This window comes from Thalassotalea coralli (assembly GCF_055786205.1).
This window is the reverse complement of the sequence record NZ_JBVVBK010000001.1, coordinates 642,643-656,814: the sequence shown is the minus strand read 5'-3', so window position 1 is coordinate 656,814 and position 14,172 is coordinate 642,643. Positions and strand designations below refer to the sequence as shown.

Genomic DNA, 14,172 nt, shown 5'->3' with positions numbered 1-14,172 from the left:
ATGATTGGAATTATTATCGGTTTAGTGATTGCGCTGATCGTAGTTGTGGTAATTGTTAATGCAATTCAACAACATAAAGAAAAGCAGGAGCAAGAAAGGCGTGCTAAAGTCGCCGTTCAGAAAGCGGTTATAGATGAAACCGAAGAACTAATTATTAATCTTGCTCACTTACCTGCTAACCCGCAAGTCGTTGAAATTTTAAATAGAAGAAGCTTAAACGCCGCTAAACAAATGCAGCAAATAATGCCTGAAATGAAAGGTATTAAAAATCGCATTAATGAAATGGAAGCCCGTTTAGCTGCCTCTAAAGACATGTCAGCATCTAGAGGTGGTGAAGAGTCCTTTGTATTACCTGACAACGAACAACAACTAGTTGTAATACTGCAAACAATTAAAAAACTAAGGGCAACTTTAAAATCAGAACAATCTAAAGGTGCACTAGATGCTCAAACCTTTATGCAAGAAGATCAAAAACTTGATGGTATGCAGCTAAAAATTAATGTCGAGAGTTTACTAAAACGCGGCACACAAGCACATAATAAAGAAATGTTAGGCTCTGCACGCCAGTATTACGAAAAAGCATTACAGACGCTTACAGACCACCCTATCCAATCTGATTACTCAAGAAGTAAGCGTGAAGAAGTACAAGAACAGCTTGACCTTATAACCAACGCACTTAAAAACACTAACGCCGCAGACGCAGCTAAAAAAGCGAAAGCGGAAGAGGATGATTTGGATTTACTATTCCAACCAAAGAAAAAGTGGTAATGACCAGCTACTCTATAAAAAAGCCCGAACATGTGTTCGGGCTTTTTTTATGATCAATAATTTCCAAAGAAACTAGAATGGCATTTTAAAACCAGGAGGCATCTGCATGCCGCCCGTCAAAGAACCCATTTTTTCTTTGTTTTGTTCTTCTACTCGTCTCACTGCATCGTTAAATGCTGCGGCAACTAAGTCTTCTACCATTTCTTTGTCGTCTTCCATTAAGCTCTCATCGATATCAACACGACGAACGCTATGACTACCAGTCATTACAACCTTAACCATGCCAGCTCCGGCTTCACCAGTTACTTCCATATTTGCTAGCTCTTCTTGCATCTTCTGCATTTTGGCTTGCATTTGCTGGGCTTGCTTCATTAAGTTGCCCATTCCACCTTTCATCATAATCTTTACTCCAAATAGCTGTTGTCGCCAAAGATAGTGGCTAACAACGTAAAATTCAAGCCTCTATAGTGCTTCTATAGACTCTGGCGATAACTCTGCTTGAAACTTGTCCTGTAATGCGACGACAATTTCATCCTGTGCAAGCAGCTCTTGTGCGTATTCGTAACGCTTTTCGTTTATTTTACCTTGGATCTGCGCAGGATCGTCAATAGTTTCTTCAACGACTCTTATTTCCACACGCATTGGGCGCTCGAAATACTCTGACACAAACTCTTGCAGTTGATTAAAGGCATTTTCTGAGCGTAAATGCTTAGTCGACTGGTTCAATAGCAACAAAAAGTGATCTTCATCTTCACTTTGGCCTAGCGTGGCATTTAGTGCTAATTGACGTAACCTACCATTAAGCGCCATAGCATCAATAATATTTGCCCATTTATCGACCTGATTAGCTTTTTTCACTACAGAAGGGTCTATTTCCACTTCGGCAAAAGGCTGCTCAGGCAGTGTATCTAACTCTGGGACATCTTTAGGCTTTTCTTTTACAATTTCTTTTTTTTCTTGACGCTGCTCCGCGTCTCTAGACTTTTTTCCGTCTTTCTCCAATGCTTGTTTTTGACTTCTCAGCATATTGCGATTAGCAAGCACTTGGTTAATATCCGGATTACCTGTATTTTCAACTTCTACAGGCTGTAAAGGCTCGATTACTGGTTGTTCAGGTGGTTGTTGTTCAGGCTCAGTTTTATTTTCAAAGGCTTGATGGTTAGTTACCTGTTGTGGTTGCGCGCTACTTGCACTGAACATCGCAGGCTGTTGCTCTTTTAACGCTTCAGCACTTTGTTCTAACTCCGCAACTTCCTGATGTAGCAACGAGGCTTGGTCTGACGCTTCCTCATAATGACTTTCCCCGCTTTCATCAACATCACTACTGCCAGAATTTTCCAATGATAGATCATTGTCTTCGACCTGGTTAAGTGAATTCCCTTGCTCTAAAATCGATAAAGACTGACTTTCTATAGGTTCAGGTTCTATCGTAGATTTAACTATTGGCTCAATTGTTTGCTCAGCATTAGGGCTAGCGTTAACTTGTACTTTCTCTACCGAAGTAACCGGCAATTCAACATCATCGAAGTCTGTCAAAGATGCCTCCGACGACTCAGTGACAGCTACATGCGTATTTGCTTTTCGTTGTGGCTGGAAAGCCAATAAACGCAGCAAAACCATATCAAAAGCAGCTTGTTCGTCAGCGGCATAAGGCAAGTCTTTTCGGCCATTTAATACAATTTGATAATATAACTGAACATCTTCCGGCGATAGCGACTGACAGAATTTTTCTAGCAACGTATTGTGTTCTGGCTGGAGGTCAAAATGAGTGCCAACAACTTGTGTTAACGCAATTTGATGTAACAGCTGAATTAGCTCCGCCATTAGGCGACTGTAATTAGGCGCGTAGGAGGCAATTTGTAGAGACAGTTCCATTAATTTAGCACTGTCTTGTTTGATCAACAAAATGAGTATTTTATAAACCCAATTACGATCTATCCCACCCAACATCTGCTGTAAATTTGCGGCGGTGATATTGCCTTGTCCTTGAGCGATCGCTTGATCAGTTAAACTCAGTGAATCACGCATACTACCGCGAGCGGCTTTAGCCAGTAAAGTCAGTGCTGTCGGTTCAATTTGTACCGATTCAGCAGACAAAATTTCAGCCAGCTTGTCTTCTATTTGTTTAACAGAAAGCGCCTTTAAATGAAATTGTAAGCAGCGAGAGAGCACAGTAACCGGTAACTTTTGTGGATCCGTGGTCGCAAGAATAAACTTTACATGCTCTGGTGGCTCTTCAAGGGTCTTTAACAAGGCGTTAAAGCTACTTTTAGACAACATATGGACTTCGTCTATTAAGTAGACTTTATATTGACCTCTAGTGGGCGCATATTGAACATTGTCCAAGATTTCGCGCGTATCATCCACTTTAGTGCGAGATGCAGCGTCTATTTCTAACAAGTCAACGTATCTACCTGCATCGATGTCAAGACATGTATCACACTTGCCACAAGGAGTTGCAGAGATACCTTGCTCACAGTTTAAGCTTTTCGCAAAAATTCGAGCAATGGTAGTTTTACCAACACCTCGTGTCCCAGTAAACAGGTACGCATGATGTAAGCGCTGCTGATTCAATGCGTTAGACAGCACTGAGACCACATGCTCTTGTCCCATCAGCTCAGAAAAGTTCTTTGGGCGCCACTTCCTAGCAAGTACCTGATAGCTCATGAATATTTCCTATTCACCTTCATAATCTACTAAAGAGTGTACTGATAGCCCCAAATCGGTCAGCCTTTTTTCTCCACCTAAATCAGGTAAAGAAATAACAAATGCCGCATCAGTTGCTTGAGCACCAACGCGCTCGATTAATTTAAGCGTCGCTTCTATTGTGCCACCGGTAGCGAGTAGATCATCGATAATAAGTACTTTATCTTCACTTGTTAAAGCGTCAGAGTGGATTTCAAGGGTATCTGTACCGTACTCTAATTCGTAATCTTGAGCAAAAGTCTCTCTAGGTAGCTTTCCGGGTTTTCTTACAGGTACAAAACCTATCCCCATAGCAACGGCTAATGGCGCACCAAATAAAAAGCCTCTTGCTTCAGTACCAACTATTTTAGTAAAACCCTGGTTGTTATATTTCTCTTTCAAAAGCTCAATGGTTAGCGTGAATGCTTCGGCACTTTCTAAAATTCCAGTGACGTCTCGAAACAAAATGCCAGCTTTAGGGTAATCAGGAACAGCTTTAACTGCGTTTGAAATGATAGTTAGTTCTTTATTGCTCATCGATTAAAATAAATTGTATTCTTAAAAAACTAAGAATAAAGCAATTTCGATTATTTTGATATAGCAGAAGAAGTTGAATTTTCTGGAAGTGATTTGTTTAATTGTTCAATGAGCAGTTCAGCATTTATCGGCTTAGACAAAATTCGTTCAAAAATCGCTGATTCTGGTAAGGATTCCACCTCGCGAATGTCTTTTGTCGTAATAAATATAACTGGAGTCTTCTCTGTTTGTGGGTTCGACTTTAAGTTTTTAGTCAATTGAAAGCCATTCATCAAAGGCATTAGATGATCGATAATATACACATCATAACAAGCATTTTTTGCCTGCTCCAAGCCAGACAACCCGTTTTTACGCCAAGTTACAGAGTAAGCGTGGCCTTCTAGCAACTCAATAAGACTTGATGCTGTTTTTTCGTTGTCTTCAACAAGTAATATGCGCATATTAGCGATCATCCCAATGTTTTAGATTAACCTAAAACAGTAAACCAACCCATTACCATAGGTAATAAAGGTGCAGCTACTAAAGCTACTAGCGCTCCGAATAAGTGACGTTTAGACGAGCTATCTTTAAAATTATCATTGTGTGACATCATTAACTTCCTAATAAACTACAAAATGAACGGCGCGCATTCTAGCTAAAAATAGGCCATTTAGACAGCACTTTTTTGATCTAGATCAAAGTTATAACAATTCAGAAATCTAACAGACATAAAAAAACCAGCATAAATGCTGGTTTTTAAACATGTATGTCAAACACTTATTAGATTGGTTTGCCTTTACGTTGAGCTTTGTTCTTGATGTAGCTAACCCAAGTACGTGCTGTCTTACGCGTTTTAGGATCTTTCATAGCGTTTTGAATTGCATCATGCGCTTTTTTGTATTCACCTAAATAGTAATAAGATTCAGCAATAGCCATGTATAAACGGCCTGGGTTCTTAGCATTAAGAGCAAGTGCCTTATCCAATGCTACAACAGCTTTCTTAAACTGCTCGTCTTGCTTAAGCAACACACCAGTTTTACTGTAGTGCTTAGCTTCACCTGTTAACTGTGCAAGTTCAGCATAGTACTTAGCAGCTAAATCAATGTTTTGTGCCGCATGATAAGCGTTAGCTAACGAAGCAATGTTTTTCTCATCGCGTTTAATATCACCGCTATCAATGTGCTTCTGCAAAATTGAAGCACCTTTAAACGGAGCATCTTGCTGAGTATATAAACTTGCTAACGTTTTAAGCTGACTCTCTTTCGTTAAGAAACCCTGCTTATAAGCTAATGACAACATTGCCAAACCACGCTCGTAATCTTCAACCATAAGATAGAAGTTACCAAGCTGAGTCCAGAAAAGAGGCTCTTCTGGGAATAGAGGCAATACAGTTTCTAGTACTTTAATAGCATCGTTAAACATCTTACGTTCGTAGTAAGACTGAAGCTTAAGAACGTACGGGTTTTTATTGTGCTTATCACCGTAAGCAGCAATTGCTTTGTCCGCAGGTTCAATCATCTTATCAAGTTGTTTCAACTCGAAATAAGCGCTGGTAATTTTAACCCAAACGTCACCGTCTGATTTACCAGAAAACGCCATCCACTTGTTGTAGCTTTCAATTGCATCTTTATAGGCTTTAACTTGCATCTGCATGTCACCTAAAAGCTTCATTGATTCGTCCTGATCTTTTTCATTCAAAATATCAGGAGCCACCGCAGTCTTAAGATACTTAATCGCGTTTTCTTCGTCACCAGTAGTCGCATATAAGCGAGCTAAGAACATATCAACGTATGCACGGTCATAGTCTTTCTTCGCGTTAATATCTAAAAGAATTTGTAAAGCGCCGTTTAGATCGTCAGCAGAATAAAGTTCAAAAGCTTTAGCAACTTTCTTACCTACTGAAGGACCAACTAATTGCGTCTTACGCTTTTCTTTTTTCTCAGCTTTTGCTTCTGCTGCTTGAACAAACTCAGCAGTAGGTAACTGAACTAACGCGATGGATGCAACTAACATCAGAGATTTAGTAATCTTATTCATAATGATTAACTCCCATCCATATTAAAGTCTAATTGAACTGTTAAACCTGTACGTCTAACTGCTTTACCATCAACTATCTTCGGCTTGTACTTCCACTTTTTAAGTGCACGCTTCGCCGCTTTGTTAAAGATACGTTTTGGCTGTGCATCAATAACTTCTACGTCTTCAACACCACCAGCTTCGTTAATAGTGAAAGATAGTTTTACCCAACCTTCAATACCGTCACGAGCTGCTTGAACAGGATATTTAGGCGTGATTCGAACAATAGGAGTCGCATCACCATCTCGGCTAAATCCTGCACCAGGCGCTGACATGTTTGTGTTAGCACCACCAAGGTTTACACCCGGCATGTTAAACGATATTCCGCCAGTATCTGCACTAGTGTCAGGTTCTGGAGCAACAGGTTTTGGTGGCTGCTTTGGCGGCGGTGGTGGCGGAGGCGGAACACGTTGCTTAGTTTGAGCCTTTGACTCAGGTGGCGTTGTGTTTACCTCGATCACAATATTATCTAGCTGTTCTTCTTCTTTACGGTCAGTACCTGAAATCAAGTAAGCCATAAAAGAAAACAAACCAAATGTTACCGTTGCACCAAGTAGTATTGATACTAAAAATCGAACCATAATTACCCCCTAGCTGCCGCGATTGAAATACGATCGACACCAGCTTCTTTAATAGCGTCCATTACTTTAATAACAACGCCATGTTTAGCTGATTTGTCAGCCTGAATGATAATGACATCACTCGGTTGTTCAGCTAAAAGCTTTTCTAGATTAGGAGCAATACGTTCAACATCAACAGCTTTTTTGTCCATCCAAACTTCACCAGAGTCTCTAACAGCAATAAAGATGTTAGCTGCTTTCTGTTTAGATTGGTTAGCTGCCTCAGGTTTAATTACCTCAATACCAGCTTCTTTAATAAAAGAAGTGGTTACGATGAAGAAAATAAGCATGATAAAGACAATATCCAACATTGGCGTCATGTCTATTACCGCTTCTTCTTCTTCACGAATACGTTTACGGGCCATTATTCTCTCTCTCTAGTGATGAGGTAAACTGTCAATCAGTTTAGCCTTTGCTAGTTTAACCTTCACGTCTAAACGACTACTAAAGAATACACCTGATAATGCCGCTACCATTCCTGCCATTGTAGGAATTGTTGCCATTGATATACCAGACGCCATCAAACGCGGGTTACCTGTGCCTTGTTGTGCCATTGTTTCGAAAACAGCAATCATACCGGTTACTGTTCCTAGAAGACCAATTAGTGGACACATAGCAACTAAGGTTTTAATCGTTAACATGTTACGTTCGAGTAACTCTGCCGCTTCGGAGATCCATGTATCTCTAATTCGATGTGCATACCAAGATGTTGTATCGGTTCTGGCATCCCACTTAGAAACGATATCGTCTCTAAGTTTTGGGTAAACAGCCATCAAGAACCAATAACGCTCAATCATTAATATCCACATTAAAAAGAGCGCAACAGCGACAAAGTATAAAACGTTACCGCCAGTTGCAATAAAACTCCTGACAGATTCGATAAGTTCCATCAGGAATAACATTACTTAGACTCCTTCTCTGCGATTTCAGCAATTAAACCAGCACTTTGCTCGTCTAATTTGTGAAGTACAGATTTGCTACGACTTGCTGCGATACTGTGAGCAAGAATAAGTGGTAATGCAGCGATTAGACCTAGTGCTGTAGTTACAAGCGCTAGAGAGATGTTACCAGCCATGATCTTCGGATCACCTGTACCGTGCAATGTAATTGTTTGGAAGGTTAAGATCATACCGATAACTGTACCTAATAGACCCATTAGCGGAGCAATTGCCGCGAACATCTTAATTAGGTTAATACCACGGTCAATCTTAGGTGTTTCACGAAGGATAGCTTCGTCAAGTTTAAGTTCTAACGTTTCAGCGTCAGCATTCTTATTCTCGTTGTAAACAACTAATAAACGACCAAGTGGGTTGTTTTCGTTAGGTTGAGACATGTTCTTCTGCTGTGCTTTAATCTTAGAACTCACAGATGTAAGAACAATGAAACGCTCTAGAGCAATCAATAAACCAATGACTAACAATACAGTGATTGCGTAACCAACCGTGTCACCTTGGTGGTAGAATTGTTCTAGTGTCTTCTTACGCGTTTCAAGTGTTAAGTAACCGCCACGTGAAGGGTCAACGTAAAGGTCTGTATAACCTGAAGTAAGGTTAAAGAAGTTTTTAGCTGTATCTGCAATGAAGCCAGCTGGTTGCTTAGCAAGCGGCTGAACCTGGTTAACTTCGTCATTGAAGTTTAAGTAACCGTCCGCAGAAACAAGGTTAAACGTACCGATACGTGTAATTGTTTGCGTAGACTTAGTACCGTCTAGGTTTGTTACTTCGCCAGAGAACTGTGAAATTTCACCAGATTGCGTCATTTCAGTTTGAAGAGCGAACCATAATTCTTCTAGTTGCTCTAATTCAGGAATTTTAGTCGCGTTTGCGATAGCGTTAAGCTTCTCACCACGGCCTGGGTATTGTGCACTTACAATTGAAGTTGCGATCATACCGTAAGCATCAGCGGCAGCTGCACGGCTAACACCGAACATTTCACCTAGGTCGCCTTGAGCATTGTCTAGCTCAACTTCTTTTTGACCAATAGTAATTTCGTTTTGAGCAAACTCTTTGTTCAAACGTGCACTACGGTCATTTTCTCTTTTAAGCATAGCTTTTGCTTTGTTTAAAAGCGCTTGTTTGTCAGCACGTGCAGCCATAAATTCAGCTTCACGCTTTTTATCTAACTTAGCTTCAGAAATACGGTCATTTTTTACTTGCTCAAGCAACTTTTGTAGATCGTTAGCTTGTGCAGTTACCGTTAAGCCAGCTGTCATAGAAGCAGCAAGCAATACGTAATTAATTACTTTTTTCATTATTGAGCTCCTGCTGCAAATACTGGAAGTTTAGTTAAGTCTTTCGTTAACTGGCCACGAGCCATTTGAATACCGTCTTGAATAGGCTTTAAGTATTCGTCACCTAACTTATCCCAAGAGCGAGATTCGTTGTTCCAAACCCAAGCATTTTTCATATCAAGAGACTGTGCAACGAAAGAGATACGACCCATGTGTAAGAAGTCAGCTGTAATTTTTTGACCACCAAGGTCTAATTCTGCAGTGTAAGCATTAAATACAGTACCGTAGTTTGCTTCGATTTCATAAGCTTCTAAAACTAAACGGAATTGTTCTGCAACAGGTACGTTTGAATCGTCCATAATGTCACGTAAGCGTTCAACGCGCTCGCGACGAGATTCGATTTTAATTGGCACATCTAATTCAATGAATTTTGCTAATGTATCAATCATTTTGTACATCAATGGAACAACACCTTGCTTGGTTTTATCAATACCAGCAATTTGATCTTCCAAAGATTTAATATTTGCATTTTGACTATCAACTAGACGCTGAACGTGGTCATTGTACTGAGCTAGAATCTCTGCTTCGTCCACTGTATTACGATACTCAGCTAAAAGCTCAAGAGTTTGTTCGTAAATATTATCAATTTTAGCTTGCGACTTTTCAGACGCTTTGAAGATTTTTTGTTCGGCTTGCTGTAACGCTTTTAAGTTATCAGCTGAAGCAAATGTGCTTGCTGTTAACGCTAGTGAGCCGACTATCGTAGATGCGATAAGGCTTTTTTTGCTTAATATGGACATAGTTCCCAACCAATTGTTATTGAAAGTAGATAACAAATTTCATTTAACTTTTAGAGAAGTCTCAAGCTAATCTAAAAGTATTCAAGTTTTAATTTCTCTAGAATAAAACCATGCAATATTCCCAGACGACATACTTTATGTCAACTGGACATACTAAAAAGAAAGTTAAATTAGTAATATTTTTCATATTTATATGCTTTATGAAACACTAGGACATACATAGTTCTAATGCTCTTAACATATTTATAAGTTAACTTTCCTCTTAACATGTATTAAATATTGACCTGACATGTTTTACTAATTCATTCGTAGTAAGTCAAATTTAATTACATTTAAATGTCATTTTTTTGAATAGAAAATTTGATAACGAAATGTTAAACCAGCTTTAAAATCATGTTCCATAAAACTTTAACCCCATATTTATTAAGACTTTAATATCAAAGAACCATAATTAGAATACAGAACCAGAAGTTAAATTTTAGTTTTCTTTATTTAATATATTTTTGACTACACCTATCGTAATTGTATCTATATTGATACCATCTGTATTTATTGAAACAGTTAAACATAGCCTACCTTATGCTTTTTCGTTTACGTTAAGGTAAATTATTTATTTAAACGTAACCGATCCAGTATGCTATGATTTCGCCTCTTAAAATTCATACTGAGTCACTTGCGAGTAATTATCCCCACATGGAGCCTATTTTAGACCTAGAACTATGGATTACCCTTTGCAGTGTGGGTTTTATGGCAGGACTGATCGATGCAATAGCCGGTGGTGGGGGGATGCTTACTGTACCAACATTACTAACCGCTGGGCTTCCTCCTCATGTTGCTTTAGGAACAAATAAACTAGCCGCTTCATTTGGCTCATTTACCGCTTCATTGACTTTTTATAGAAAAAAGCTATTTGATCCCTATTTTTGGCGCTTCTCTATTATTGCGACGGCGATAGGCGCAGTAATTGGCACAATTGTCGTGGGCTACCTTTCAATTGAATTCTTAGAAAAAGCGCTTCCAGTGCTTATCTTGCTTACGGCCGTATACACACTATTCGCTAAGAGCACAGTCTACCAAGACAGCGAACTCCCCAAGGAAAGTACAAAATTAAAAGCTAAGCAAACTGGCCAAGGATTTATTCTCGGATTTTACGATGGCGTTGCAGGTCCAGGGACAGGTGCTTTTTGGACTGCATCCACAAGCGCTATATATAAAATCAACCTATTGCTTAGTTGTGGTTTATCAAGAAATACAAACTTTGTGAGCAACATCACTAGCTTAGCGACATTTATTTACTTAGGCTCTGTCAATTTTTTACTCGGTATTTCTATGGGCATTTTTATTATGCTCGGGGCTTGGGTAGGAGCCCATTGGGCAATAAAGTTTGGCGCGAAGTTTATCCGACCTATGTTTATTATTATTGTTATAGGCATGTCCATTAACTTGGCTTGGCAAGCTTGGGGTTAGACAATATGAGCATCCAAGCAAAACGCCTATTAGCTCGCTTAGGCTCGGTCATAGACCAATTGGAAGTAGACGCCAAACAAGTAGATAGCTTAGTACAATCGCAAAGCCAACTGACAGAAGAGCACCACCGATTTTTTTCATTACAGTTATTTTCCACCAAAGGAAAACTATACTCACTGTATGTAGTAGAAATTAAAAACCTTTTTGCAAAGTTACCAAACCTACTAAGTCATGAATCTAAAATGCCAGCCGAAGCAGCTATTGAAAAAATTGAGCAACAAATCGCGGCACTTTCTACAGCACTTGCTAGCTTTAAACTGCAGAAAAAACATGAACAATTTTTCACGAAGCAGGAAAAGAAGCAACGCTACAAAAAGTATACTCAAACGCTACTGCAGCCTACACATGATTTATACCAACAATTAGCTGAAACTCACGAATTTGAGAGAAGGCTTTTGCTAATGCTCGAAGAAAAACAGCAAGCGTTGAACACGTCTTCCGAAGCTAAGCGTCAGGCAAAACAGCAAGAAGTGCTTGTTGTCCATCAACGCTTAGGGCGCTGTCGTCAAGCCATTAGTAAAATAGAACGTCAGATTGAAATGGCTGAGAAAAAAGCACCCAGCGCTCGCTAATATTTGATAAAAACAACACAAATTCTAGCGCGTTAGTAAAAAGTGTGTCAGCATTAGTTTGTATGATTTTTATAGGGAGCGATCATGAAAATTTCTGATGACATTCATAACTATTATGAAAAGTTAGTCCTTCAACAGTTTACTACATTAAAGTTAGAAGAAAGGTATGATGCTGATTTCATCGCTGACTTAACCTGTGTTGTCCTTAACCAACTTCCTTCAAGGTATATTCGTCACGAAGTCGACATGGCCTTTTATCTACCCGCTTCAGAACGATTTGAAATGGAATCTAAAGTCAAAGACGCAGTCACAAAAGCGCTTGAATTTATGAAGTTACATAATAATTAAATTTATTAGCTACAAAGAACAAACATAAAACGGTCAGTCATTTAACTGGCCATTTGCAACTAGAGGTGTTGGGTGGCAACCCTAACAGCCACACTCCGGCACATGAGTCGTCTGCTGCGGTTGCTTCCTTCCGGACCTGGCCGAGTTCACAGAGTATCATTGCGAAGGGACCGAAAGGGTCACCATAGAAATGAGCACTATTGATAGTGCGCGTGGATTATCGCTAATAATGACATTGCATGCAAGAACTTGCTCGTCATTCTAATTTGTTCGCTCAATAATCCACCAAGTTTAACAATAAAGCAGAAACAATTATTCTTCGTTTCTTTCTCGAGCAAGTTTCTCACTAAATTCTAGCAAGATAGATTTAACCACTAACAAGTTTTCCTTCCCTAGTCGAAGCATTAGTTTGTCAGCATCGTCCATGCTTTCATAATATTCATCTTTATACTGATACATAACACTCGGTCGCACTAACTCTTGGCGCTCTTTTGGAATCTCCATATCCAGTACTTTAGTCATGGCATCCTGTAATATGTCAGTAAAATCTTCGTCTGGATAACCTAATTCACGGTAAGCTTCATCAATTAAAGGCTTTAACTCAAAATACCAGTTCACTAGCTCATCGCTGTCCAACGATCGCAGTAAATCTACATATAGGCTAAACCTTCTGGTAGACATTTCATCCCACTTAATCGTTACCTGACCATCCTGATTGATTTCTTTAGCCGTAAAGCCTGACGCTGGTTTGACTAAAGGGCTATGTTCATAAGCAACCATGCCTTGTGAAAAATTATCAGTAAATACAACAAAGCGGCGGATCATGTCATCGTCAATAACAAGTTTCAATAACTCTTTACGCCATGTAATACTAGGTAGTTTTTCTTTTAACCAGCCATCGCTTTCCGCCAAAGTAGGCAAAACGACTTCTGGTTCAACTGGCTCTACAACAGGTTCTTCGATAACTTCAGGTTCAATTGTTGGTTCTTCAATTATCTCTTCTTCTACAGGCTCTTCAATCACAGGTTTTGTTTCAACCACAGGAGCAGGAGTTATCACTTCTGGCTCCGGTTCTTCTTCACCCATTAATATCCATACACTTGCAGCTAAAACGATCGCAATAATAACAGCGATAACTGCCCAAGGCGTTTTCTGCGTTTGTTGCGTATTTGACATATTTTCCTGATCCATTTTCTTTTACATCTCGAGAATGATTGAGCCAGATTAATTAATGACTATTGCATCTCTTTTTCTGTTTGGATGCAAGCGCCAATTGCCGTTAGAAACAAATTATTTCACATAATTTATAATTTATTGCGCGTCCGGCTGATTTTCAGGTAGCGCCAATTGAAAAGCAGGAAGTGAATTACAATGTTCAACAATTCGCGTAATATTTGGAAATGGCGTCATATCAAGGCCAAATCGATTGGCATTGTAAACCTGAGGAATTAAACAAATATCAGCTAAAGACACCTGATCACCAAAGCAAAACTTTCCAGCATGTTTTGCAAGCTTAGTTTCAATCGCTTCAAAACCAGTTTTCATCCAATGATGTGTCCATGCAAGCTTAGCTTCATCTGTTTGATTTAGCTCTTTTACTAAATACTGCTGCACACGCAAATTATTAACTGGATGTATTTCACAGGCGATATCAAAACTAAAGGCTTTAATTTTCGCTCTCTGCTCTATGTCGCCAAAAACTAACGGACAAGATGGAAATTTTTCGTCGATATACTCCAATATGGCTAGCGACTGATTTAACACAAGGTCATCATCAACCAGTGTCGGCACTAAATGTGTAGGATTAAGGGCTACATAATCTGGTGTGTGCTGTTCGCCACCATTTTTAACTAAGTGCACACTTAAATTTTCAAAAGGTATGCTTTTTAAGTGCATAGCGATGCGTACACGATAAGCAGCAGACGAACGCCAATATCCGTAAAGTTTCATATTGATAAGCTCTAATTATTGATTGGTTTTCGACATGTTAACGAAATGAAAAAGCCCTAACAACTTAGGGCTTTTAATTG

General features: G+C 39.4%; 17 protein-coding genes and 1 other RNA gene. 4 read left to right on the top strand and 14 right to left on the bottom strand.

From position 1 onward, the window contains the following. Entirely contained in the window at positions 1 to 768 is a 768-nt protein-coding gene (locus tag ACOB80_RS02935) for a hypothetical protein (RefSeq protein ID WP_473164303.1), read from the top strand. Positions 769 to 840: 72 nt separating this feature from the next. Here the strand turns inward: ACOB80_RS02935 and ACOB80_RS02930 are convergent, their stop codons facing one another. The 11 genes from ACOB80_RS02930 to ACOB80_RS02880 form a co-directional block, all read right to left on the bottom strand. Further along, positions 841 to 1,170: a YbaB/EbfC family nucleoid-associated protein gene (locus tag ACOB80_RS02930; protein WP_473164783.1), complete on the bottom strand. Its 330-nt coding sequence runs from the start codon at positions 1,168 to 1,170 to the stop codon at positions 841 to 843. Between the two features lie 60 nt (positions 1,171 to 1,230). Then, positions 1,231 to 3,435, bottom strand: a complete 2,205-nt coding sequence (gene dnaX, locus ACOB80_RS02925) for a DNA polymerase III subunit gamma/tau (RefSeq protein WP_473164302.1) — start codon at positions 3,433 to 3,435, stop codon at positions 1,231 to 1,233. 9 nt (positions 3,436 to 3,444) lie between these two features. Next, positions 3,445 to 3,990, bottom strand: coding sequence for an adenine phosphoribosyltransferase (gene apt / locus ACOB80_RS02920; protein WP_473164301.1), 546 nt, complete (start codon positions 3,988 to 3,990; stop codon positions 3,445 to 3,447). Between the two features lie 50 nt (positions 3,991 to 4,040). After that, positions 4,041 to 4,430 (bottom strand): response regulator, encoded by a 390-nt coding sequence (locus ACOB80_RS02915; RefSeq protein ID WP_473164300.1) that lies wholly within the window; start codon positions 4,428 to 4,430, stop codon positions 4,041 to 4,043. Between the two features lie 26 nt (positions 4,431 to 4,456). Then, positions 4,457 to 4,582 (bottom strand): hypothetical protein, encoded by a 126-nt coding sequence (locus tag ACOB80_RS02910; RefSeq protein WP_473164299.1) that lies wholly within the window; start codon positions 4,580 to 4,582, stop codon positions 4,457 to 4,459. A 167-nt stretch (positions 4,583 to 4,749) separates the two neighbouring features. Continuing rightward, on the bottom strand, positions 4,750 to 6,006 hold the full coding sequence (locus ACOB80_RS02905) for a tetratricopeptide repeat protein (RefSeq protein WP_473164298.1): 1,257 nt from the start codon (positions 6,004 to 6,006) through the stop codon (positions 4,750 to 4,752). 5 nt (positions 6,007 to 6,011) lie between these two features. Further along, positions 6,012 to 6,626: an energy transducer TonB gene (locus ACOB80_RS02900; RefSeq protein ID WP_473164297.1), complete on the bottom strand. Its 615-nt coding sequence runs from the start codon at positions 6,624 to 6,626 to the stop codon at positions 6,012 to 6,014. A 2-nt stretch (positions 6,627 to 6,628) separates the two neighbouring features. Continuing rightward, complete coding sequence (locus ACOB80_RS02895; RefSeq protein WP_473164296.1) at positions 6,629 to 7,030, bottom strand: ExbD/TolR family protein; 402 nt, start codon at positions 7,028 to 7,030, stop codon at positions 6,629 to 6,631. A 12-nt stretch (positions 7,031 to 7,042) separates the two neighbouring features. Continuing rightward, positions 7,043 to 7,567 (bottom strand): MotA/TolQ/ExbB proton channel family protein, encoded by a 525-nt coding sequence (locus ACOB80_RS02890; protein WP_473164295.1) that lies wholly within the window; start codon positions 7,565 to 7,567, stop codon positions 7,043 to 7,045. Continuing rightward, complete coding sequence (locus ACOB80_RS02885) at positions 7,567 to 8,916, bottom strand: MotA/TolQ/ExbB proton channel family protein (protein WP_473164294.1); 1,350 nt, start codon at positions 8,914 to 8,916, stop codon at positions 7,567 to 7,569. Before ACOB80_RS02885 ends, ACOB80_RS02890 begins: the two co-directional genes overlap by 1 nt. Next, the gene (locus ACOB80_RS02880) at positions 8,916 to 9,695 is read right to left on the bottom strand and encodes a DUF3450 domain-containing protein (RefSeq protein WP_473164293.1); all 780 of its coding nucleotides are present in this window, start codon (positions 9,693 to 9,695) and stop codon (positions 8,916 to 8,918) included. The genes ACOB80_RS02885 and ACOB80_RS02880 overlap by 1 nt, the downstream gene beginning before the upstream one ends. Before the next feature lie 693 nt (positions 9,696 to 10,388). Between ACOB80_RS02880 and ACOB80_RS02875 the strand changes: the two genes are divergently transcribed. From ACOB80_RS02875 to ACOB80_RS02865, 3 genes are all read left to right on the top strand, one after another. Beyond that, on the top strand, positions 10,389 to 11,162 hold the full coding sequence (locus tag ACOB80_RS02875; RefSeq protein ID WP_473164292.1) for a TSUP family transporter: 774 nt from the start codon (positions 10,389 to 10,391) through the stop codon (positions 11,160 to 11,162). 5 nt (positions 11,163 to 11,167) lie between these two features. Next, on the top strand, positions 11,168 to 11,794 hold the full coding sequence (locus tag ACOB80_RS02870; RefSeq protein WP_473164291.1) for a primosomal replication protein: 627 nt from the start codon (positions 11,168 to 11,170) through the stop codon (positions 11,792 to 11,794). An 84-nt stretch (positions 11,795 to 11,878) separates the two neighbouring features. Continuing rightward, positions 11,879 to 12,142: a late competence development ComFB family protein gene (locus tag ACOB80_RS02865; RefSeq protein WP_473164290.1), complete on the top strand. Its 264-nt coding sequence runs from the start codon at positions 11,879 to 11,881 to the stop codon at positions 12,140 to 12,142. A 79-nt stretch (positions 12,143 to 12,221) separates the two neighbouring features. Here the strand turns inward: ACOB80_RS02865 and ffs are convergent. The 3 genes from ffs to maiA all read right to left on the bottom strand — a co-directional run bounded on the left by ffs (position 12,222) and on the right by maiA (position 14,092). After that, positions 12,222 to 12,318: signal recognition particle sRNA small type (gene ffs / locus ACOB80_RS02860), an RNA gene on the bottom strand. 136 nt (positions 12,319 to 12,454) lie between these two features. Beyond that, a complete protein-coding gene (locus ACOB80_RS02855; RefSeq protein ID WP_473164289.1) occupies positions 12,455 to 13,318 on the bottom strand; it encodes a DUF3014 domain-containing protein in 864 nt (287 codons plus the stop codon). Between the two features lie 135 nt (positions 13,319 to 13,453). After that, complete coding sequence (maiA, locus tag ACOB80_RS02850) at positions 13,454 to 14,092, bottom strand: maleylacetoacetate isomerase (RefSeq protein WP_473164288.1); 639 nt, start codon at positions 14,090 to 14,092, stop codon at positions 13,454 to 13,456. Between the last annotated feature and the right edge of the window lie 80 nt (positions 14,093 to 14,172).